Source organism: Scytonema sp. HK-05, assembly GCF_963872035.1.
Taxonomy (GTDB): domain Bacteria; phylum Cyanobacteriota; class Cyanobacteriia; order Cyanobacteriales; family Nostocaceae; genus Kalymmatonema.
This window is the reverse complement of record NZ_CAWMYC010000097.1, coordinates 23,864-46,628: the sequence shown is the minus strand read 5'-3', so window position 1 is coordinate 46,628 and position 22,765 is coordinate 23,864. Positions and strand designations below refer to the sequence as shown.

The window sequence follows — 22,765 nt, the reverse complement described above, 5'->3', positions numbered from 1 at the left end:
TAAGAGGATGTTTGAAAAGTCGGGAATATCGTAAAAAAGCTCTCTGAGTATACGCGCTCGTATAGATACTAAACAGCACCGAGAGAGTGGTATGAGTAAAGCTTACCCCAGCAACCTAACCCTGGCACAATATAAATTGATGAGTGACCTAATTCCGGAAGCGAAACCGGGTGGTCGAAAGCGTGAAGTTGATATGTGGGAGGTTCGATGGCGCGATTTTCTACATTTTGGTAGAAGGAGTCAGATGGCGATCGCTACCAGGAGATTTTCCTGCCTGGCAAACGGTCTATACATACTTTCGCAATTGGCGTAAAGACGCGACTTGGCTAAAAATCCACGATAGTCGTAAGAGTTTGGGTTCGCATATTTGCATCAACGTCAACCAAGTCCATCCGAGGCAATCATTGACAGTCAAAGTGTTAAAAGCGCAGCAATGGTGAGCCAGTCAGTTGGTTTTGATGCAGGTAAAAAGTGAAAAGGACGTAAGCGATTTATGACCGTCGATACCTTGGGATTGGTTTTGAGGGTTTTAGTTACCGCAGCCAATGTTGGTGAACGAGAAGGAGGAAAACAAGTTCGCGCATCCGGTCAAACAGTCCAATCAAAAGGTATCTCGTTTGACTACTATCTGGGTAGATGGTGGCAATGATTACGAACCTTTCATGCAGTGGGTGATGAATTTTTGCCGTTGGATTGTACAGGTTGTGTTGCGCTCGCAAGAGGCTAAAGGTTTTGTCTTGCTCAAAAAACGTTGGGTTGTAGAGCGAACTTATGGGAAAGCTGATGGGATGTCGCCGATTAGTTCGGGACTATGAGCTATTACCTGAAACATCGGAGACTTTTATTTATCTTGCCATGATCCGTATTATGGTAAGGCGGTTAGCATAAGTTTTGACTTATAAAAACTTTTCAAACAAGCTCTTAGGCAGTCTACTAGCATTTACATTATTTTGTTGTGCATCAAGTGGTTTTTACTTAATCAATGACATAGCAGATGTTGAATCTGACCGTCAGCATCCTATCAAATGTAAGCGACCAATTGCCGCCGGATTAGTCAAAATCCCTGTTGCAACAGGGATGGCAGTGGCTTTATTAGGTAGCGCTCTGACTATTGGATGGTTGCGATCGCCCCAGTTGGGTGCTGCCATCACTGCATAATCCAGATGAAGGAGAATTGTGGAACTTTGATCCTACTGTTGGTTATAAAACTTTTTTCTAATTGGTCATTTTCTCAAAAGAACACTAAGTTATTCAAATTATAAAGTGAATAAATTTTTATCATGAGCAACCAGCTAGTTTTTAGTTTACTGATTTTAATTACAGTGGGGTTAAATACATTGGCTCAAACTCTATTGAAACTAGGATCTGGTCAAACTCTTTTGAATATCTATTTGCTGGGAGGTATTTGTAGCTACGGCTTGAGTATGATTTTTTATGTAGTCGTTTTAGGGAAATTGAATTTATCTGTTGCCTATCCATTAGTTATAGGATTAACTATTGTAGTTACAACGATTGCAGCGTCAGTGATTTTGCAGGAAAAAGTCTCAATTCCCCAATGGTGGGGAGTAGGGTTAGTTGTGAGTGGCATTTGGGCGATTGCTTTTGGCAAACACTCTTAATTATTTGATAATTAATTTACAGCATTTTAAAAATGATTTGTAACAATTTTTGCCTCCATTAAAAAATTATTTTTAATGGTATTTCAGGATAAAAGGTCATTTTTTATTGACCTCATTATGTCAATGACAGTGACAAGGGCTATAGTTTCGAGCCAAGGGTTATGAGAGGTATAAATTCTATGGTAAGAGATAAGATAAGTAATTCACTCCTAATTATAGGAACAGCTATTTTCGTATTAGCTTTCCTAATTGTTTTTTTAAGCTCAATATTTTTCATTTGTAACTACACTATTTCAACCTCTATTTTTATAATCAGCTTTCTAGCCTCTATAGCATACTGCTTAATCTTATCAAGGATATTGCTTCCCCAATCAAGCTTTCGTCATAGGTTATGGATTGTAACGCTTTTTATTCTTACGATGCTGATATCAATCTGGATATCAAGTGCTTTCTATGATCTCTCTTGGGATGGTCAGGTATATCATCAAAAAGCTGTTTATCACCTTGCAAATAACTGGAATCCATTTAAGGCAAAAGTTGGTGACATTTGGGTAGATCACTACGCCAAAGGTCCTTGGATATATGCTGCCTCTATTTATAAGTTAATTGGACAGATTGAAGTTGGGAAAACTTTTAACATCGCCTTTATATGTTCATATGCTTTGAATCATAATGTGAGAAAAATTTTGAACCACAAATTAGAAAAAAGTTAACGAAAATTCAGGCTTATGAGGCAATCACAAAATAAAACTTTGAATCAAATCATGAGTGAGAGTTAAAATTTTGAATCATAACTAGAGAATGAGTTGAAAAAACACATTTGGACAAAACTTGTACAAAAAATCTCTGAAAAAATTGCTCTAACTTAAACTTTCAATTCAAAATATGGTTCAAATACCCATGTTATGGTTCAAAACTTTTGTTTTAGTAGATATCTGAGTAAAAATCAAATATTTCATTGTCCAAGCGATCGCTCTGTTGTTAGGCGATCGCCTACTCAAATCGAAGCTGAATAATAATGATAATCAAGCCGAAGGATTGATACGAACGTTGCTCGTATCAGTCTTTTTATCCCCTACACGATAATTATTATTAGTAAAAAACTCGAATACTAAAAGTGAACTATAAACTGGATACTCATTTTTGAAGCATATCATGAGTTAAAATCTCATTTTTTGTTTCAAATCACACTGTCGCCGCTTAACTTAGTACATGATTCCATAAGTTCATAGCGAAAACTTGAACGAAGACTCTGTGTACCTTTGCGTTTACCGAGCGCGCACCTCAGCGTTTAAAAACGTTACGAATTTCTCGTTTTCTCGTTCCCATGCTCAGCATGGGAACGAGAGAGCTTGAAGATGTTGTCCGGCTTGACTTTGAGTGATTATTAAGCAGGCACTTGAATACTTTGGCTTCCTGCCAACCCAAATGCTGTGTGAATCGCTTGCAATGCCTTAACACCTTCCTCTTGCGCCACAACACAGCTAATTTTGATTTCCGAAGTGGCAATCATTTGGATATTAATTTGATGATGTGCTAGCGCTTCAAACATTGTAGCCGCAATGCCTGGCTGTCCTACCATGCCTGCTCCTACAACACTCACTTTGGCGATCGCACTATCCAAGACGACTTCACCCCATCCATATTCTGCGGCTACTTGCTGGAGCATTTTTTGCGCTGCTTGTGCATCCATCCTGGCAACGGTGAAGGCAATATCTCGTCTGGGAACGCCATTGATCACATGACAGCGCTGGGACTGAATAATCATGTCTACGCTGATGTTGTGTTCTGCCAACAGTCCAAACAGCTTCGCCGCCGTTCCTGGACGATCTTGTACTTGGCGAATTGCTAGACGCGCCTGGTTTATATCTAGGGCGACACCCCTGACAGGGGATGAGGGGGATGAGCGGGGTGATTTGTCTGCCCCGACTTCCCCGACTTCAAAGGCGGTGTGGAGGGCTGCTACGGCGCGATCGCAATCTGCGTTGTCAATTACGCAGCTGACTTTAACTTCGCTGGTGGAAATCATTTGGATGTTGACGCCAGCTTCTGCGAGGGTGGTGAACATCTTTGCCGCAACACCGGGACGCCCGATCATTCCCGCACCTGCAATACTGACTTTGGCGACATTTTCCTGTATCATCACTTCAGCTTCTTCAGTTTCAGCAGCTTTGTGAGAGCGCAGAACAGGAGCAATGGCTGCCGCTACGGCTTCCGCTCGTTTTAAAATAGGTGTCATCACGGTAAAGGCAATGTCATTTGTATTACCTTCGTGTATTGACTGAATAATTAAATCTACGTCCACATCCTGAACGGCAATTTCTCCAAATAACCGTGCTGCAACGCCTGGTTTATCTGGCACACGCAACATGGATATTTTTGCTTGATCGGTGTCAAATTCTACATCATCAACGGGACGGGCAATTTCCAAATTGACAAGTGAACGGGGACGTGGTGTCGGTGAAATCACCCAAGTTCCAGGATCATCTGTCCAACTAGAGCGTACTACTAGGGGAACGCCATAGTTGCGGGCAATTTCCACAGCACGGGGATGCAAGACTTTTGCCCCCAAGCTGGCGAGTTCCAGCATTTCATCGCTGGTGATTTCATCTATCAGCTGTGCTTCTGGAACCAAACGGGGATCTGTCGTTAAAATCCCTGGCACATCGGTATAAATTTCACAAAAATCGGCTCGCAATGCTGCTGCTAAAGCCACGGCTGAGGTGTCTGAACCGCCACGTCCTAAGGTAGTAATTTCCAATTCCTCAGTTCTGGTAATACCCTGGAACCCAGCCACAACAATAACTTTGTTTTGATTAAGATGTCGCTTGACCCGCTCTGTTTCGATATGTAAAATTCGCGCTCGAGTGTGTGCCGCTTCGGTAACAATTCCTACTTGTGCCCCTGTCAGAGAAATTGCTGGCTGTCCAAGTTCTTGCAAAGCCATACTTACTAAGGCAATGGTGACTTGTTCACCGGTGGAAAGCAACATATCCATTTCCCGGCTGTTGGGATTGGTTGAAATTTCGTATGCTAGCTTAACGAGTCCATCGGTGGTTTTACCCATTGCGGAAACCACAACGACAACAGAGTTTCCTGCTTTGACAGTTTTGCACACGCGCTGTGCAACAGCTTGAATACGTTCTACTGAACCGACAGATGTACCACCGTATTTCTGAACTATGAGCGGCATAAGCTTAATGTAGTCAATCGTCCCTGGGAAATCTATTTGTTCATTATATTTCTTGCACCGTATCTAATTTCATAGAATCCCAGTAAACTTGCTGCAACGAGCAACGCCAATAAGTCGTAAATTGCTCTGTAAGCTAGGGTTGCGCCTAAAATTGCTACAGGAGAAAATTTGGTCTTGAGAAAATGCAAAACGACAATCTCAAAGACTCCTAACCCAGCAGGGACGTTACTGACGACGCCTGCAAACATCGCTAATGAGTAGATTCTCAACACATCCAGAAAAGATACAGATGGATTGGCGGGAAGCAAGAAATAGAGAACTGCTGCAGCTATCATCCAGTCCAAGCTAGAGACGACTACTTGAGCAAAAGATATCTTGAAAGAAGGAAAACGAAACTCTTGCCCACGAATAACTAACGGTTGTTTAATGAAAATACTTCCCAATAAATAGGAAACAACCACCAGCAGGAAAATAACGCCGATAGAACGTGTGCTTGTAAAAGGCAAATGTGTTTGGGTGGGAATTTGTAAGGGATTGAAGAGAAATATCACCCCAGATACAGCAAACACTCCCAACCAAAAAGTGAAATTGGCAAAAGCAATGATTTGGGCGATCGCTAGTGCTGGTACTCCCCAACTAGAGTAATAACGATAACGAATAGCACTGCCAGTCAGCAGGGCAAAACCTATAGTGTTGCCTAATACAGAGCTAACAAACCCAGTAAAAGCAACTTTGTTAAAAGCTAGAGAACGACCAATATACTTAAAACCGAGGATATCATACCATATCATCACCAGATAGCCTAAGCCAGACAACCAAATTGACAAACTCAAGCGACTTTTAGGAATTGTGGCGAGCGATCGCAACACATCATGGTAATTATACTCACGCAGTTCGTTGCTAATCGCCCACACGGAAAGTACCAGAAGCAGCAAGCCAAACAACGAACTGAAGTTGAGTCGGAGTTTTTCAAGCATAGTGCAAAGGGAGAATCGGGAGATTATGGCTCATAACTAAACATTGGTAAAATTTCCATTGAGTTGACACAGAATTGACACATCCCTAGCGTAAGCTATGAATTGCAATGTACAGACGTGTCATGGCACGTCTCTACAACTCATGACTCATGACTCTTTTCAAGATGCCTTAGCTGGTTCGACAATTCACCTGCGACGAGGGGTAAATTTACAAGTTTGCCACAGTTCGGGGAAAACTCCAGCGATCGTTTTTCTCCACGGGGGAACGGGGAACCGCTTTAATTTTCGTTCTCAGTATGAGTTTGTTCAAAGCCAAGGTTGGGAAGTTCTGGTGTATGATTTGGCAGGACACGGACAGTCTAGTCCTTACCCTCGTTATTCCCTAGGGCGGCATCGTCGAGATTTACAGCGATTATTGTATCAGTTCGGTATTGAGTCGCCAGTGCTGTGTTGCCACAGTTATGGAGTTCCTCTTGGGTTAGAGTTTAGCCAGTACAACTGTGTGAGTGGCTTGATTTTAATTGCCGGTGGAACTCATGACTTAGCGCCTTGGTGGGAAATTCCGCTGATGAAGTTTATGGCTTGGGGTGGGAGGTATTTATATTCTTTACCTGGTATACAAGCAATATCAAACTTCTTTTCGACTTCTTACCGCCACAGTGTCATAAAACGGTTTTTTGCGGAAAACCCGACACCAACAGATTTCCACTCCTACAAAGCCTTAGAAATTTTCTGGGACTATAACTTTTTTGCGCGTCACCCTGCGCCGAAAAATTTACACATCCCTGCTTTGGTGATTACCGCAGGTCTTGACCCAATGTATACACGCCAGATGGGGGATGACTTAGTTAGACATTTAGTCAACGGGACTCATCTACATTTTGCCAATGCGGGACATCTTGTAATGGCAGAGTGTGCGGATTTAGTCAATGATGCTATATTTCAATACCTTATTGGGATCAATACACAAACGCCTTCATCCTTGCAAACCAAAACCTTGTAAACATTAACTAAACAATACACTTTGTCATCATTTCATTTGGATTTTATCCAATATTGAACTGTTATCAACCGATATTCTTCATGAACTGCTTTAACTCTAAAATGGTGGTACTGGTTTCGGTGCTTACTTTATGTAGCTGTAATTACTTGAAAAAGGCACAAGCGCAGGTACCACAACAGATGCCTCTGCCAACCCTAGCTTCTGTGTTACCGCCACAACCAAGTGTTAGAGACTTATCCACCCCCCAAACTTATAAAATTGAAACCTACAATAGCGAAGTTATGCAGGGAAGTCGCAGTTACGGCGTTGCTTTACCTCCTGGCTATAACCAAAACCCAAATCAACGCTATCCAGTTATCTTTCTCCTCCACGGTGGACACGGAAATGCTGATCATTGGTTTGCAAAAGGAGATGCTTTAACAATCCTGCAACAACTTTATGCAACAGGCAAGTTGCCACCTAGTATTGTCATCACACCAGATGGTAATGACAAACGTGGATCTAGCCCCTACTGGGACCCCGATTATATTGATGGTCCTAATGGTAAAGTTTCCACAGCGATTGGCGATGAACTGGTAAAAGTTGTCAAAGCCCGCTACCGTACACTCCCCAATCCTGCTTTTTGGGCGATCGGTGGACAATCTTCTGGAGGTTGGGGTGCAATGAATGTGGGATTGCATTACTTAAATCGTTTCGCGATTTTATTTAGTCATAGCGGTTACTTTCAGGATAAGAGTGGACCGCAAAATAGTCCTATCACTTATATCAAGACCATTCCGCCTCAAGCTAAAAAACGCTTACGGGTCTACCTAGATACGGGTTTAGCAGATACTGAAATAGGACTTGACGAAGCCAAAAAATTTAGTCAAGTCCTCACTACAGAGAAAATTTATAATATGTTTTATCAGTTTCCGGGAGGTCACACTTGGAACTACTGGCACGAACATCTGGCAGATTCGCTAACATTTGTAGGCAGGCAATTTAAAATCTCAGCGATGATTGCACACACTACAGATAATTTGGGTTTTGATAAGCCATGAAATTATCTAAAGTCTTAATTGGGGTTGCAGGTACGGTGGCAATTCTGACTGCAACAGGGTACTGGTATGTATTTATCTTGGGTGCGCCGCAGCTAGATCCACCTCAAGAACAAACGAATACTGAGTTAAAGTTTCAACTAAAAACTTTTAACAGTCAAGCAATGGGTACACAACGGCAATATGGCGTCATTTTGCCTCCAGGGTATGACAAAAATCTCCAACAGCGCTATCCTGTTATATTTTTACTACATGGCGGTCATGATGATGCCCGTGCTTATGTTGATAAATATGCAGTTTTCAACGTACTGCATGAACTATATAAAAGTAAAAAGCTACCACCGTCTATCGTAATTACACCAGATGGAAATGATCAGCGAGGTTCGAGTCCTTTGTTCGACCCTGATTATTATGATGGATCTCATGGTAAAGTGGGGACGTTGATAGGTTCGGAGTTAGTACAGCTCGTCAAGTCACGCTACCGCACGTTAGAAAGCCCAAAGTTTTGGGCGTTGGGTGGTCTGTCTTCTGGGGGATGGGGCGCGTTTAATATTGGTTTACGGTATCCTCAAAACTTTAACATCTTGTTTAGCCATAGCGGGTATTTTACGGATGACAGCGGTCCGCAAAATAGCCCTCAAAAGATTGTACAACAGTTACCAGTTCAAGATAGAAAGCAATTGCGTGTATATCTTGATGCTGGGAAAAGCGATCGCAATTTACTAGCTTCCACTCAAACATTCCACGAAACCTTAAACAAATTAGGTATAGAAAATGTGTTTTATGCCTTTCCTGGAGGACATGGTTTGTCTGGTCCAGATGTCGGCTGGAATTACTTTCACAAACATCTCAAAGATTCGCTATCCTTTGTTGGAGAACAGTTTAAAAAAGGAAGGGTTAGTAGATAGTAGATAGTGGTTAGTAGGTAGTGGTTAATGGTTAACAACTCCCAACTAACAACTAACAACTAACCACTAACCACTAACAAATGTAGAGACGCTTTCATTCAGCGCGTCTCTACAACCAACAAGCAACAACTAATCATGACTAATGAATACTGAATTAAGAACTCGGATTGGACTTTGGAGTGCAGCTTTCCTTACAGGTTTAGTCGGAGTGGTAAACTTGGTGTCAGCAGTGACACCTAACCTGCATGAGCGAAATCACTGGTTAAAGCAATTTTTGCCGTTTGATATTCGCGCTAGCGGTCATATATTTGCTGCGCTGACTGGCTTTGTGTTGCTAACACTTGCGGCGAACTTGTTGCGTCGGAAACGACTTGCTTGGTTGCTTACTATTACTTTACTGATTATTTCTATTCTCAGCCACTTGATCAAGGGACTGGACTTTGAAGAAAGTCTTTTGTCTGGTGTCCTGCTGATGCAATTACTCTTGATGCGTGATGTGTTCACAGCAAAATCAGATCCTCCTTCGATCGCACAGGGAGTGCGGGTGTTAATTGCTGCTTTGCTGTTTACTTTGGCATACGGGACAATTGGATTTTACTTGTTAGATGGCAAATTTTCGGAAAATTTTAATTGGGGTGAAGCCGTAGCTCAAACTTTCGCTATGTTCTTTACAGAAGATAATGCCGGACTACGACCAAAGAGCCGATTTGGAGACTATTTCGCCAATTCTATCTATATTATTGCAGCAAGTACGATTGCTTATGCAGTGTTCATGCTGTTAAGACCAGTTTTTCAACGTAATTCTGCTACCCTCAAAGAACGGCAGCAAGCAAGAGATATTGTAGAAAAGTATGGACGCTCTTCTTTAGCAGCATTTACATTGCTAAGTGATAAAAGTTACTTTTTTAGTCCTTCTGGTCGCAGTGTGATTGCTTATGTCCCTAGAGGACGGGGTGCGATCGCCCTAGGTGATCCCATTGGACCTATTGAAGACCGGGAAGAAGCCCTTGTAAGTTTTCAGCAGTTTTGCCAACGCAACGACTGGTATCCGGCATTCTACCAAATTTTACCAGATGACATTGACCTCTACAAGTCACGGGGCTTTCAGGTAGTTAAGATTGGGGAAGAAGCGATCGTTGACCTCAAAGCCTTTACCTTACAAGGAAAAGCGGGTAAAAACCTCAGAACAGCAGTTAATCGCATGACTAAGCTGGGGTACGAAGTCAAATTTTACCAACCACCAATCTCTAATGACTTGTTACGCCAACTTAAAAGTGTGAGTGATGAATGGTTGCAATTGGTGCAAGGTTCAGAAAAGAAGTTTTCTCTAGGTTGGTTTGACGAAGCATACCTGCGGGAGTGCGAAATTGTTACAGTGCAGTCCTCCCACGGTGACATCATAGCCTTTGCCAATATTTTGTCAGAATACCAACTCAATGAAGTGACTAACGACATGATGCGACACCGAAAGTCTATCGAAAATGGAACGATGGACTTTTTATTTATTTCCATGTTCCAGTACTACAAAGAACGGGGCTACGATGGTTTTAACATTGGTCTTTCTGCCCTTGCTGGAGTAGGTGAGAACCAAGAATCACAACGCTTAGAGAAAGTCTTGCGCTATCTTTACAAGCATTTAGAACGGTTCTACAATTTTCAAGGCTTGCACGCGTACAAAGACAAGTTTCACCCGCGTTGGGAATCACGATATCTGGTTTATCCCAATTTAACGGCTTTACCCGACGTAGTTGTGGCATTGGTTCGTGCTGATTCAGGCGATCGCCTTTTAGATTATTTCAAAGGGTGAAACCTCAATCAAGTTCCTAGTCAGGGCTTTAGTCTTTATTTTATCGGAAAGCGCCTTTGCAACCCTTGAAGCCGCTTGTTTGGCGTGTAAGTCTTGCAGACAGGTTCCCCCAACAAAGCAGCGTGTCTGCAAGACATAACTTTTCCAATACGCAAATATGCAACGCCGTAATTTTACAGTGAGAAGGAACTCTCATATCATGTCCGGCTAATTAGTTATGATTCCCACGTTAATTGCACCCCACCCCTTTATCCCCTCCCCGCTTGCGGGGAGGGGAGGTAAAGCGCAGCTTTACCGGGGTGGGGTTCTTAGGGTAATGATAAGTAATCAACCGAACCTGATATGATTCCCACGTTAATTGCACCCCACCCCTTTATCCCCTCCCCGCAAGCGGGGAGGGGAGGTAAAGCGCAGCTTTACCGGGGTGGGGTTCTTAGGGTAATGATAAGTATTTAACCGGACTTGATATCACCTGATCACCTTGCCTACTTGAACTATATTTAGTACAAATATACTATAATAGAAATGCCACCTTACAGCGGTTTTCTGTAGGGTGTCTCATCATAAGAATCAGCGTTGTAAGCAAGAAGCTGACATACCTTTTTTGCATGGCATTTTGCGTGTTTCCCCTCAAATTTTAAGGTTTGTAAGAAGGTTTTCTTGCCGAGGGTGACGCAACAAAAAACCATGAATTAACATGATGGTTAAACTTAATTAAACTAGGTGTAAATATGGCAAGAAAAGCTAGGAAAAATAACGTTGTCCAGTCTCAAAATATCAACAGTAAATTTACTAATAATACTAGAACAAAATTCACCCTTTATAACTTTGCTGGAAAAGAAAAAGCTTACTATTTAGTAGATAGAGTAAATTTAGAAATAAAGCCGGGTGATATTTCACAAAAAGCAGTAGCACATAGTATTATTATCATCGACCGTTCTGGCTCAATGTCTTGTGATATCCAGGCATTGAAAGAAACTTTGATTAAGCTTTTAACTCTTGATGAATACATCAACTACCAGCTAGTCATCACTTTAATATCCTATTCTTCTAAAGGCGATGTAACGTGTCACTTCCAGCGAATTCCCATTCAAGAAGTGATGAAACCAAGTTCTCCCTACGTAGAAGAAATTAAACGAATTCAGGCTACTTATCTAACTTGCATATCTCAAGCAATGCAGATGGCAAAATCTCTGATTCAAGAGGGAGAACTTACCGCCATAACTTTGCACAGTGACGGCTATGCAAATGATACCAGCCCTAGGGCAGAAGCAAAAGCTTTAGAGGCGATTTGTGAAGAACTCAAAAGCATGGATGTTTTTGTCAACACCATCGCTTATTCTAACGCTTCTGACTTTAAGCTGCTTTCCAAAATTGCCAACACTGTCTCTGGTTTGTGCATTCAAGCTGGCGATGTGAGAGAAGTTTATGATGCTATTTACAGCACTGCAAAATTGTTAGGTGGTTCAGTGGCACCAGCAATAGAAGAACCTTTAGCTGCTGATTATACCTATCAAGTTTTACTTTCAACAAGTGCGAAGAAAATTAATGGTACAGCAGGAACATTAAAAATATTTGGTTTGAAGCCGGATGATAAATTTATCATTTACAAATATAAGCAAATCACTAAAGAAGCTTATGAGCAATTAAATGTACCTGTAGCTCAAAATGATGAGTCTGTGTATGCATTTGCCAAAGCAAATTTGGTAGAAGGAAATTTGAATACTGCCAAGTATGCTATTGCTAGTACCTTTGATGCCACTTTAACAGAAAGACACGCCAAAGCGCTGACAAATGAGCAAGTCGCAGATTTTGCACAAGACATTGACATTGCACTGTTCTATCCCAATATCTTGCGAGAGCATGAAATCCTAGATAAGGTTAAGGTGAACGAGAGCATTTCTCTGCTAGAACTCATCAAAATATTGGAAGAACATAACAATAGCATCATTCTTAACATCCAGCACTTGCAGAACAATTATCAAAGAAAAGGAATAAAAAGAGTTAAAGGTTGCAGGGATGGAAATGGCAACTTGATTAAACCTTGGCTAAAAACAGAATATATAGATAAAGGTGGCTATGTTGGCATGGGTTCGTTTGAGATTAACCACAACACCGCCACTATCAATATGCTTATCACCCGTAAAGTGAAACTTGTCAAAGCTGATGAGGACAAAACCCCAATCATTGAGGTTGCTGGTTTGCTGGTGAATGACTTGGCTACCTTTAATAATTACACCATTGTTAGTGATGGCGAAGTCAATGTGAAGTCACTCAAAGTCAAAATCAGCAGTAAAAAAGCCTTTGATGTACTTAAGGCAAAAGGTGTATTGGAAAAAGATGGTTCGCCAGCAGAGGAATTTGACTTCCGTAGTGAATATACTATCAAGCTAGAACATTTACCTCTTGTGCCTTTTGATGGACAGTATAGCAACATTGATGGTTTGTTTTCTGAACTAGGAGAAATCAAAGTTCTCTCTAGTATTATTTCTGCTCATCTGAAAGAAGAGTCAGATATCTTCTTAGCAGAACAGTTGGAAGAGTTGAAGAAGCATTATATCTCAAAAAACCTTTACATAAACTTTCCAACAACGAACGAATACAACGACATCAAGGAAGCGCTAATAAACGGTACTCTTGATTCAAGAGTTAGCTATAAAATCGACATTGGCAGCAAAGATATACTTAACCTCAGCAAGTTACATTCAGCGAATAAATTCCTTGATAGGATGTATCAGCTTTATGACAAAGAAACTGGGGAAATTTTCCAGAAACCTTCTTTTGATCTGGCGTTCAATGAAAATATTGCCTTCAGACATAAACAATTGTCATCCCGTACAAAAATCACAAAAGTGGATGACTTCATGAAACCAATTTTTGATGATTTTCTTGGTTTGGCAAAGAACGGTAAAGTTACAGCTATTCTTGAAGAAGTTGGGGCTGAAAGTCTCGTACGGGTGTTGCAAGATAAGTCGAATGGCGAACCTGTCAGCAAAGAAGAAATGGTTGACGCTTTGACAGCGGCGAATAGCAAATTGGTGGCGTATGTAGAGAGAATTTACCGCGATAAAATTTGTCCTTTGGTGTTCTATATTGGTTCTACTGGACTTTTGCCAGATGAGATGGACGCCGTAGCATCTACTGCGGAGGAACTTGCTGCAAAATACCTAAACTTGCAGTTTTCTAAAGATGAGATAGAAGGGACGTTTTTTGAGGTAGGTGAGAGTATTATCAGTGTGTATGGGAAGACTGAGTATTACACCAAGAAGGTTGTCATTGGAGTAGAGGAGTAGGGGACAGCGAACAGGTGAACAACAAGATTCCCGACTTCGTAAAAGTTATCGGGAATCTGAGCCAATGGATTTATGCGCGATGCGCAGGCACTTTCACACAAATCAAATAGCATTGCTATAGGTCATGGATACAATCTCTTGAGCTTAATATTTTTTAGTATTTTTTATCACTACAAATCTAAATACAATTACTAAGAAATTTTAAATTTTTTTTGTTGTATGGAAATTCAGTGAGAAAATCAGACCTATTCTTTTCAATTAAAGCAATACATGGATAATCGTACAAAGGCTATCCAAGCTCTGGCGGCTGAACGCTGGCGGGTAGCGCTGATACTTAGTGGAGCCATGATGTTGATCTACTTTGGCTTCATTGTGCTGATTGCGTTTAATAAACCACTATTGGGTTCACTGGTACTTCCAGGACTTAGCCTCGGTATTTTACTAGGAGCGCTGGTGATTATCTCTGCCTGGATATTAATTTTTATCTACGTGCGTTGGGCAAATAAAAATTATGACGATAAAATCGCCAAACTTACACGCAGATAAAAAGGATTGGTTAGTGGTTAGTAGAACAACCAAAAACTATCAACTATCAACTATCAAATGTACAGACGCGCCATGGCACGTCTCTACAACTATCAAATGTACAGACGCGCCATGGCGCGTCTCTACAACTATCAACCAACAACTCCCCAAGCCAAAATCCAAAATCCAAAATCTAAAACCGATATGAATAGTTTATGGTGTTATCTGCCACTGGCTGAAGCCGATATTACCAATCTCGGTCACTTCAATCCACTGGCAATATTTTTCTTCTTGGTGTTTGTCAGCGGTTCCTTAGGCATTACCTACTGGGCGGCAAAGCGTACCAAAAACACATCTCACTTCTACACCGCTGGCGGTAATGTCAGCGGTTTTCAAAATGGGCTTGCCTTAGCTGGGGACTTCATGAGCGCTGCTAGCTTTTTAGGCATTGCTGGACTAGTTGCACTCAATGGTTTTGACGGTCTTATTTATTCTATCGGCTTCTTGGTGGGCTGGCCGATCGTCATGTTCTTGATTGCAGAACCATTGCGGAATTTGGGCAAGTACACCTTTGCCGATGTGGTTGCTTATCGTTTGCAACAAGTTCCAGTGCGAATAGCAGCTGCTATTGGTACGCTGGCAGTTATTAGTTTTTACTTAATTGCCCAGATGGTGGGCGCTGGCGAACTGATCAAGCTGCTGTTTGGGTTTGATTATGAATTAGCCGTTGTCATTGTCGGTTGCGTGATGATGGCTTATGTGATTTTTGGCGGGATGATTGCCACAACTTGGGTACAAATTATTAAGGCTGTTCTGTTGTTAGGTGGAACTGTCTTGCTAGCAATTTTGGTGTTGGCAAAATTTGGGTTCAACCCCATAACACTATTTGCCGCCGCATCTACGAAATATGGAGCAGGTGTATTAGCTCCTGGTAAACAAGTTTCTGATCCCTGGGATGCTATCTCTTTGGGGATGTCACTGATGTTCGGTACTGCGGGATTACCCCACATCTTGATGCGGTTCTACACAGTACCCGACGCTAAGGCAGCTCGAACCTCAGTCACGTACGCCACTGCTTTTATTGGCATTTTTTACCTGCTTACCTTCATTCTTGGCTTTGGGGCGATGGTGCTTGTAGGTCAAGATGGGATCAAGAAAATTGGAACTGGTGGTAACATGGCAGCGCCAATGTTAGCCGAATTCTTAGGGGGTGATGCCTTCTTGGGCTTTATTGCCGCTGTTTCCTTTGCGACGATTTTGGCGGTTGTCGCGGGGTTGACGCTTTCAGGTGCAGCAGCATTGTCTCACGATTTGTGGGTGAATGTCGTGCGCTCTGGTCATGCTGACGAGACAGAACAGCTGAGGGTAGCTCGCATTGCAACAGTGCTGCTTAGTGCTTTGGCGATGCTGCTGGGTATTTTGTTTAAGGGGCAAAACGTTGCCTATATGGTGGGTTTAGCATTTGCGATCGCCGCCAGTGCCAATTTTCCCGCGTTGCTGCTATCGATGCTGTGGCGACGCTTCACCACCTACGGTGCGGTAGCAAGTATGGTGGTGGGTACGCTCTCCTCTCTCATATTGATTTACTTCTCACCTACTATTCAAGTGACTATCCTCAAGCATGCTTCCGCACCCTTCCCGTTGAAAAATCCAGGGTTAATCAGTATTCCCTTGGCGTTTGTAGTGGGTATTGTTGTTTCGCTAATAGCTAGCGAACAGCAAGCACAAGACAAATTTGCAGAAGTTGAAAACCGCATCCATATGGGTATCAACGGTTGATTTCAGGTAATCTCATTTTTGATGCAATATTTGACAACCCCCTCAGCAAGGGGGTATGAAACTCTAACTTACAGCAATTTTCAGGTAATTAGACTACAATCGTAGGGGCGCAAGGCATTGCGCCCTTACAAACGTGTGCTTCATTTATATGAAAACTGCTGTAATTTCTGGACAAAGCTAGCCATACCTTAAAGTATAAAGGCTTACTGCATCCACGCCGCAGCACACACAACGCGAAAACCGAGGTCGTTGTACCTGTTGCCCGCAACGAAGATGCTGCGATACGCCGAACGGCAGAATTCAGGATTGTTGTTCCAAGAACCACCGCGCAGCAGGCGCTTATCATTATCAATATCATCTAGCCATGCACTTCCGTCTGTGGGTGCTCCTTCATAGTTTTCGTGCCAATGGTCAGCACACCATTCCCATACCTGACCATGCATATCATATAGCCCAAAGGCATTCGCTACACCAAAGCTACCCACAGGTGTTGTTTCCTCCCGGTAAATCCCTTTGGAACCTTGACCATAGGAACCTGACCATTTATATTCTTCGTTATCTGTACCTCGATAATTTGCTAAATCAGTTGTGATTGTCTCACCAAAGTGAAATGGAGTGGTAGTTCCAGCACGACAAGCGTATTCCCATTCAGCTTCACTCGGAAGTCGGTAGGGTCTTTTGGTGTGTGAGGAGAGGCGATCTTCTACGAAGCGGCTAAGCCGAACGCAGAACTCAACAGCATCATGCCAAGAAACTTGCTCAACGGGGCGATTTTCTCCTTTAAATTCAGATGGATCAGCGTCGAGTTTCCCGTTAACTTGCGGGAGAGACGCTACTGCCTTCCATTGTGCTTGAGTGACAGGATACTTACCCATGCAAAAAGGTCTAATGGTTACTTCATGCTGAGGGCTTTCCGATTCACGGCGCTCAAGTTCATCTTCTGGCGAACCCATGAGAAAACTACCCCCAGGAATCAACACCATCTCTAGCTCAACTCCATCGCCCAAGTCTTCTATAAAATATTGTGCTGTCCGCGCTGAACGGTTAATGACTATTTTTGCCATTGATTCTTACAAAGGTTTTCTGTAAGGTGGGCATTGCTCACCAAGTTCTAAAGTGTGTATTATATTTTACAGGCAATGCCCCGAAGTTCCCTACGGCGGGAAACCCGCCTGCAGGACTTCTCTCCACCCTACGATTTGTGGTCTCATTATAGAATCAGCGCTGTCAGTCTGCTTTGAATTCTATAATAAAAGAACTCAACGCTAACGAGACAAGGGTTATGCTTCCATCCGATCTCAAAATTGCGTTACCAAGCACTGACGAACTTCCTTGCTGTGACGATATTCCTGTGGATAACGAGGATCAGAATTTTTTGCCCAATGTTTTACTGTTTTTGTTGAATTCAATTTGGGCAAATCGCATGGATTGGTTCTTTGGTGTGGATATGGCAGTGTATCATACGACTGGGGTCAATCCGAGAGTACCTGTCGTGCCAGATGCTTTTTTGAGTTTGGGAGTGGAACGGAAAAAAGGTGGTAAGTCTCGCAAAAGTTACGCCGTCTGGGAAGAAAATGATGTTGTCCCAATACTCACATTAGAAATGGTATCCCATACGCCAGGGGGTGAATACGACGAGAAGCTGGCTATTTATACAAAACTTGGTGTTTTATACTACGTGATTTACAATCCGGAGTTTTGGCGACGCGACCAACATCAACCTTTTGAAGTGTATAAGTTGATAAATGGAAACTATCAGTTGCAGATAAGTGAACCATTATGGATGCCAGAGATAGGATTGGGTATTGGGCGACATCAAACTGTGATTGCTGGTATTCAACAGGAGTTCTTATCCTGGTACGATCAGCAGGGAAACCGCTATTTGACAGATGCAGAACAGGTACAGCAGGAGCGGGAGCGAGCTAAAGAATTAGCGCAGTATTTACGTTCTCTGGGCGTAGATCCAGATAATCTTCCTGGCAAATAAAATTCAGACCGCAGCTCTAATATTTTGTTTGTGATGATTGAGCTATTCCCAAAATATGATATTATTATTGAGGCATCGCACTCATTCACCAAAAAAACTTTGCGCCTTGGTATCCTAGCAGTTTACTGAGAAACTTTGTGAGCTAATACTTTCTCTAAAAAAAATCGCCTCGCTCCGCTCGCAAGGAAAAAGAAAAAAGGGTAAAGGGCAAAAGAACAAAAGTATAAAGGCCTACTGAGTCCTCCCGAACGCGCAGACAACACGAAAACCAATAGAGCCGTTGTGGAGGTCGCGGTCGTTGCTGCTGGCGCGAAACGCGGAACGGCAGATCATAGGAAGGCTGCTCCAGGAACCGCCCCGCAGTATGCAAGAATCATTATCAGTATCATCTAGCCACGCGCTTCCGTCCATGGGTGCTCCTTCATAGTTACTATGCCAATGGTCAGCACACCATTCCCACACATTCCCGTGCATATCGTATAGCCCAAAGGCATTCGCTACACCAAAGCTGCCTACAGGCGTTGTTTCTCCACGATAAACCCCTTTGATACCAGCACCGTAGGTATAGTCAGCCTTATAGTTTGCCAACTCAGATGTTATCGTTTCACCAAAGTGAAATGGAGTCGTCGTACCCGCACGACAAGCATACTCCCACTCGGCTTCACTCGGCAGACGGTAGGGTTTCCCAGTGTATTTAGACAGGCGATCGCAAAACTCCATAGCATCATACCATGAAACTCGTTCAACTGGGCGATTTTCTCCTTTAAAACGAGATGGCTCAGGGTTAAGTTCGCGATTGACTTGAGGGAGAGAGGCTACTGCTTGCCACTGTGCCTGCGTCACTGGATATTTGCCTAGGAAGAAAGGTTTAATCGTTACTGTATGCTGAGGGCTTTCACGGCTTCTCCGCTCAGGTTCATCTTCTGGCGAACCCATCAAAAAGCTTCCAGAAGGAATGGCTACCATCTTTAGCTGCACTCCATTCCCTAAATCTTCGATAAACTCCTGAGCTTGCTGACGATGACGATGAATGGTTAAATGACGACGAGCAGCCCATCGCTGGAGAACATTTTGCAGATTTTTTTTGGTAACTTTTTCACCAAGCACTTCTGATAAAACTTCCCATAGCTTGAGAGCTAGATTGCTCAGATGACGTGCAGAGTATTTTGTTGATTCTGAAATTTTCTCATAGGTTTGATTGGCTAATGTTCCCTGTAGTATCAACCGTTCAATATCATTGAGATGTTTTCCTGTTTTCGTAAAAACCATCTCATCCACAATTTCGGGAAAACTACCTGTACTGATTTGAGCAGATTTATTAACCTCTATAAGTGCGACTTCAAATTCAAAAGGTTGCAGGTTGATACCTAGAGGAGTTTCTGTTTCCGCTTCGATAGTGATGGTTGCGACTTCAAATTCAAAGGTTAATATTTTAGGAGGATTATTAGATTCTTCGGAAAACTCAGGAATAACTTGAGATGTTCGTTCTAATTGTTCTGCTAAAGCAGCATAGTCTTCACCTAGTTGACGCAACACCTGCATAGCAATCTTGGCAAAAGGGATAACCTCTTGTCTTGTACTGATATCCCAGTTGGGGTTAGGAGCCAGTAATGCTGCAAAACTCTTGATTTGTAACCCCGCCTTACGAGCTATGTATTGGGAAACCGCTTCCAGCACAGCATCAATTTCTGTAATCCTTACAGAACTCAGCAAAATTTCCCGAACTCCATCTACAAATTTATATTGCCAGCGTTCTGGTTGACTCGGTTTATGACTCTGAACAAATTGCAGCAATCCACTCATAAAAATCTCTGCTAAGTGAATTTGTCTGGATTCTGGCAACAGTTCTTGCTGAATGAGATGAATGACAGGCAAACTTACAGGTGCAGCCGCCATGAAGCCTGCTAATTTTCTGGCTAGAGGGGAAGCTGTAGCATGAAACCGTTTAACTAATAAGTCCGGCTTTGTTGGTTGCTGAGGAGTCGGAGACGGAGATTTTGGGACAAGTTCTTTCCAATTTTGCTCAAATAGAACACCTAGCGTCTGGACGCTACCTGCTCCCGCAACGACTTGTGCCCACTCTGTTAAAGACTCAGGTTCTAGCGTCACCACAGGAAACTTCAACGCCATTGTCGGTTTTTCTTCCTGCCAAATGGGTAGCCCACTTTCAATCAGTTGTGAATTGAGGACACCAGGAGCCAGCGCACCCAATTGCACTACGGTTCCTAATCCCAACACCGTCCGCTCCCACAGCTGCTCTGGCAACAATTGCAGTACTGCAACCGGAACGTGATTTCCCCAAAGCTCTAAGAGTTTGTGTATTTCCCCTTGCCACCACAACGGTGAAATACAGTCGCTCATTAGCAATATCAATCGTCTACCTGTGGCATCCAATAGCTCTTTTGGACTACGGGAGAGTTGTTTTGTTTGTACTTTTTGCGGCTTTTTTTGCTGAAACGGAAAAAGCTGGGGTGTTCCATCTGTTTTCGTCTGTAAACTCCAAGTGTATACGTTGCGAAATGCCCCGTGTCGCTCCATTAATTTTTGGAATTCTGCAATTGTTTCTTGCCAAACAACTGTTGTGCGGGTTTCTTCCACTACCAGCACCAACTCCAACCAGCGTTCCCGTGCGGGTTGCAAAACAGGCGACCAAACCTGATATTCTGCAATTTGTCGAGCTGTACCTTCTTCATCCAAAACCGATTCTGTTCGGGATGGGACTTTTCGCATGAGTGGACGAAGCGCTCTGGCTAAAGCCAATGAATTTCGTAGAGCAGATGTAGCTGGAGCTTTAAAGGGAAGTCCTTCTGGCGTCGGTGATGATTTGTCAGACGAACTAGATTCAGGGAGTGTATCAGACGAGTAAGCAGAAACGGCAGGTTGCTCTCTAGAGGGAGTAAGGGATGAAGGTGGGGTTTGTGCAACGTTTGCTGAAGTAGATGATATCGGTGTAGGGGGTTGAATAGGTTGTTCAGATGCTTGCTCAGTTTGAACAGACTCAGGTGCAGCTTGTTTTATCTGGTTTGCTAACCAGAGGACATCGGCAATTTCTTCCGCATTCAGTTCCAGCCCTGTCTGTTCCAGACGGGCAATGAGTTGCCCAATCATCTAAAAATCTTCGGGAGTGTGGAAACCTTGATCCTAAAGACCAAGGAGGAAACACGACTCGGCTAATTTATTAGCCGTCAAATGCCTTTAGATACCATTACCGCCTTGGGGTTACTCGATACCGTGTAGTCTTGCAATCTACTTTCGTTCGGGCAATTACGAACTGATATCTTTCGCCCCAACGGGTTCGCCAGTTCCCTGCGGAGGGAAACCCTCCTTCAGGACTGGACTCACCTGTACGCATAATGCTTTGCTCCGTAGAGCCTCCCAATAGGGGTTAAGTTAGCTTCGACAATGTTATTAGTCGGCATATCCAGAAGACACTGGCTTAACCCATACACCTGTTTAATCTTCTGGTTCTAGAGCCTGGAACTAGCTACGCATTCCAGGGTAGGAACTTCAGCACTTGCCAATAACGTAGTACACGAAGTACTGAGTCTGGTAAGCTAGGGCTTCAACATTTGCTGAAGCCCCTGGATTCAATCCAGGGGTTGCTTACAAGTCCTCTGAGCTATCCAAATACTTTAATATAAACTTGTCAATAAAATCATCTCTATTCTTGCCTATTGGGAAATGTTCCCTTGTGACCAAGTAAATTGCATTTAGCAGTTGATCGGTTGCCAACTCTCCTTTGTCGCGTTTCTTCAAAAAATCAGCGATCAAACTATCTGCTTGTTTGAGTAGATTATCCGCTTGTTTGGCAATTTCTTGCTTTTTACCTTCTTTTTTGCTCAGATGTGCTGTAATAATACGCTCTAACTCATCCCGGTTAGGTTCTCTAATATTCAATCGCAGACAACGACGCAAAAATGGCGGTGGAAAATCTCTTTCGCCGTTACTAGTTAAAATCACAAACGGAAAGGCTTGACAACGAACCCGTCCCTTGCGAATTTTTACTTTCACATCTTCGTAAGTTGTTTCTGTTTCATCAGTATATGCTGTCTGCACTTCCACTTCATCCAATTTGCCAACAATCCGCCTGAGTTCTGGAATTTCAAACTCCCCTTCTTCAAATATGTGCAGCAAGTCATTAGGTAAATCGATATCGCTTTTGTCAATTTCATCAATCAGCAATATTCGGGGCTTTTCGGAGGGAAGTAGAGCTGTTCCCAATGGACCTAAGTCAATATACTTACCAATTTCTTGCAGATTATCTTGAACTGCGCCTTTTGCATCCTGCAACCGCCCGATCGCATCGTAGCGATAAAGCCCATCCTTAAGTGTAGTGCGAGTTGTAATCGACCAGTGTAGCACTTCTCCCAACTTCAGTTCATGGGCAACTGCGTAAGCTAGGGATGTTTTACCAGTTCCTGGTTTACCAGTCAATAATAAAGGTCGTCGTAAATATAAAGCTGCATTAACTAACTCAATTTCTTCAGGACGTGCTTGGAATGTCTCACCCCGTCTTTGCTTTTGACTAGCACCGCCGTCAGTATCGCTGCTGAAATTTCGCCAACTTGGTGGTTCTGGAAGTTTCCACTCATCATGTTGCTTTCCATCTCCCTTAAAGATTTTCCAATCATTCATAA

Annotated in this window: 16 protein-coding genes and 1 pseudogene; 12 read left to right on the top strand and 5 right to left on the bottom strand. The window is 42.9% G+C overall.

From position 1 onward, the window contains the following. Positions 1-91: 91 nt before the first annotated feature. The 4 genes and pseudogenes from AACT52_RS15620 to AACT52_RS15605 all read left to right on the top strand — a co-directional run bounded on the left by AACT52_RS15620 (position 92) and on the right by AACT52_RS15605 (position 2,332). Positions 92-888, top strand: a pseudogene (locus AACT52_RS15620) (IS5 family transposase). 3 nt (positions 889-891) lie between these two features. Continuing rightward, positions 892-1,158 (top strand): UbiA family prenyltransferase, encoded by a 267-nt coding sequence (locus tag AACT52_RS15615; protein WP_233153962.1) that lies wholly within the window; start codon positions 892-894, stop codon positions 1,156-1,158. A 122-nt stretch (positions 1,159-1,280) separates the two neighbouring features. Continuing rightward, the gene (locus tag AACT52_RS15610; protein ID WP_073632019.1) at positions 1,281-1,619 is read left to right on the top strand and encodes an SMR family transporter; all 339 of its coding nucleotides are present in this window, start codon (positions 1,281-1,283) and stop codon (positions 1,617-1,619) included. Positions 1,620-1,798: 179 nt separating this feature from the next. After that, entirely contained in the window at positions 1,799-2,332 is a 534-nt protein-coding gene (locus AACT52_RS15605) for a hypothetical protein (protein ID WP_073632017.1), read from the top strand. Positions 2,333-3,006: 674 nt separating this feature from the next. Here the strand turns inward: AACT52_RS15605 and AACT52_RS15600 are convergent. Together AACT52_RS15600 and AACT52_RS15595 are read right to left on the bottom strand one after the other, a co-directional pair. Then, the gene (locus tag AACT52_RS15600) at positions 3,007-4,812 is read right to left on the bottom strand and encodes an aspartate kinase (RefSeq protein ID WP_073632015.1); all 1,806 of its coding nucleotides are present in this window, start codon (positions 4,810-4,812) and stop codon (positions 3,007-3,009) included. Positions 4,813-4,844: 32 nt separating this feature from the next. Then, positions 4,845-5,789: a lysylphosphatidylglycerol synthase domain-containing protein gene (locus tag AACT52_RS15595; protein ID WP_073632014.1), complete on the bottom strand. Its 945-nt coding sequence runs from the start codon at positions 5,787-5,789 to the stop codon at positions 4,845-4,847. 97 nt (positions 5,790-5,886) lie between these two features. On the opposite strand from AACT52_RS15595, the gene AACT52_RS15590 reads away from it, so the two are divergent. The 7 genes from AACT52_RS15590 to AACT52_RS15560 all read left to right on the top strand — a co-directional run bounded on the left by AACT52_RS15590 (position 5,887) and on the right by AACT52_RS15560 (position 16,141). Next, entirely contained in the window at positions 5,887-6,792 is a 906-nt protein-coding gene (locus tag AACT52_RS15590; RefSeq protein ID WP_233153961.1) for an alpha/beta fold hydrolase, read from the top strand. 80 nt (positions 6,793-6,872) lie between these two features. Continuing rightward, complete coding sequence (locus AACT52_RS15585; RefSeq protein ID WP_073632011.1) at positions 6,873-7,832, top strand: alpha/beta hydrolase; 960 nt, start codon at positions 6,873-6,875, stop codon at positions 7,830-7,832. Beyond that, positions 7,829-8,737 (top strand): alpha/beta hydrolase, encoded by a 909-nt coding sequence (locus tag AACT52_RS15580; protein ID WP_073632009.1) that lies wholly within the window; start codon positions 7,829-7,831, stop codon positions 8,735-8,737. The genes AACT52_RS15585 and AACT52_RS15580 overlap by 4 nt, the downstream gene beginning before the upstream one ends. Positions 8,738-8,879: 142 nt before the next feature. Beyond that, on the top strand, positions 8,880-10,544 hold the full coding sequence (locus AACT52_RS15575; protein ID WP_073632007.1) for a phosphatidylglycerol lysyltransferase domain-containing protein: 1,665 nt from the start codon (positions 8,880-8,882) through the stop codon (positions 10,542-10,544). Between the two features lie 731 nt (positions 10,545-11,275). Then, positions 11,276-13,837 carry a vWA domain-containing protein gene (locus tag AACT52_RS15570; protein ID WP_073632005.1) on the top strand — a complete coding sequence of 854 codons (2,562 nt, stop codon included), beginning with the start codon at positions 11,276-11,278 and terminating at the stop codon, positions 13,835-13,837. A 270-nt stretch (positions 13,838-14,107) separates the two neighbouring features. Continuing rightward, the gene (locus AACT52_RS15565) at positions 14,108-14,383 is read left to right on the top strand and encodes a DUF485 domain-containing protein (protein ID WP_073632003.1); all 276 of its coding nucleotides are present in this window, start codon (positions 14,108-14,110) and stop codon (positions 14,381-14,383) included. A 57-nt stretch (positions 14,384-14,440) separates the two neighbouring features. Further along, a complete protein-coding gene (locus AACT52_RS15560; protein ID WP_233153960.1) occupies positions 14,441-16,141 on the top strand; it encodes a sodium:solute symporter family transporter in 1,701 nt (566 codons plus the stop codon). A 203-nt stretch (positions 16,142-16,344) separates the two neighbouring features. On the opposite strand, the gene AACT52_RS15555 is transcribed toward AACT52_RS15560, so the two are convergent. Further along, on the bottom strand, positions 16,345-17,205 hold the full coding sequence (locus AACT52_RS15555) for a formylglycine-generating enzyme family protein (protein WP_073632001.1): 861 nt from the start codon (positions 17,203-17,205) through the stop codon (positions 16,345-16,347). Positions 17,206-17,423: 218 nt separating this feature from the next. Here AACT52_RS15555 and AACT52_RS15550 point away from each other — a divergent pair, with 218 nt between their 5' ends. Continuing rightward, on the top strand, positions 17,424-18,128 hold the full coding sequence (locus AACT52_RS15550; protein WP_073631999.1) for a Uma2 family endonuclease: 705 nt from the start codon (positions 17,424-17,426) through the stop codon (positions 18,126-18,128). A gap of 231 nt (positions 18,129-18,359) precedes the next feature. Here AACT52_RS15550 and AACT52_RS15545 read toward each other — a convergent pair whose 3' ends face one another. Both AACT52_RS15545 and AACT52_RS15540 read right to left on the bottom strand, forming a co-directional pair. Next, positions 18,360-21,236 carry a formylglycine-generating enzyme family protein gene (locus AACT52_RS15545; protein ID WP_073631997.1) on the bottom strand — a complete coding sequence of 959 codons (2,877 nt, stop codon included), beginning with the start codon at positions 21,234-21,236 and terminating at the stop codon, positions 18,360-18,362. A gap of 495 nt (positions 21,237-21,731) precedes the next feature. Continuing rightward, on the bottom strand, positions 21,732-22,763 hold the full coding sequence (locus AACT52_RS15540; RefSeq protein ID WP_073631995.1) for an AAA family ATPase: 1,032 nt from the start codon (positions 22,761-22,763) through the stop codon (positions 21,732-21,734). Between the last annotated feature and the right edge of the window lie 2 nt (positions 22,764-22,765).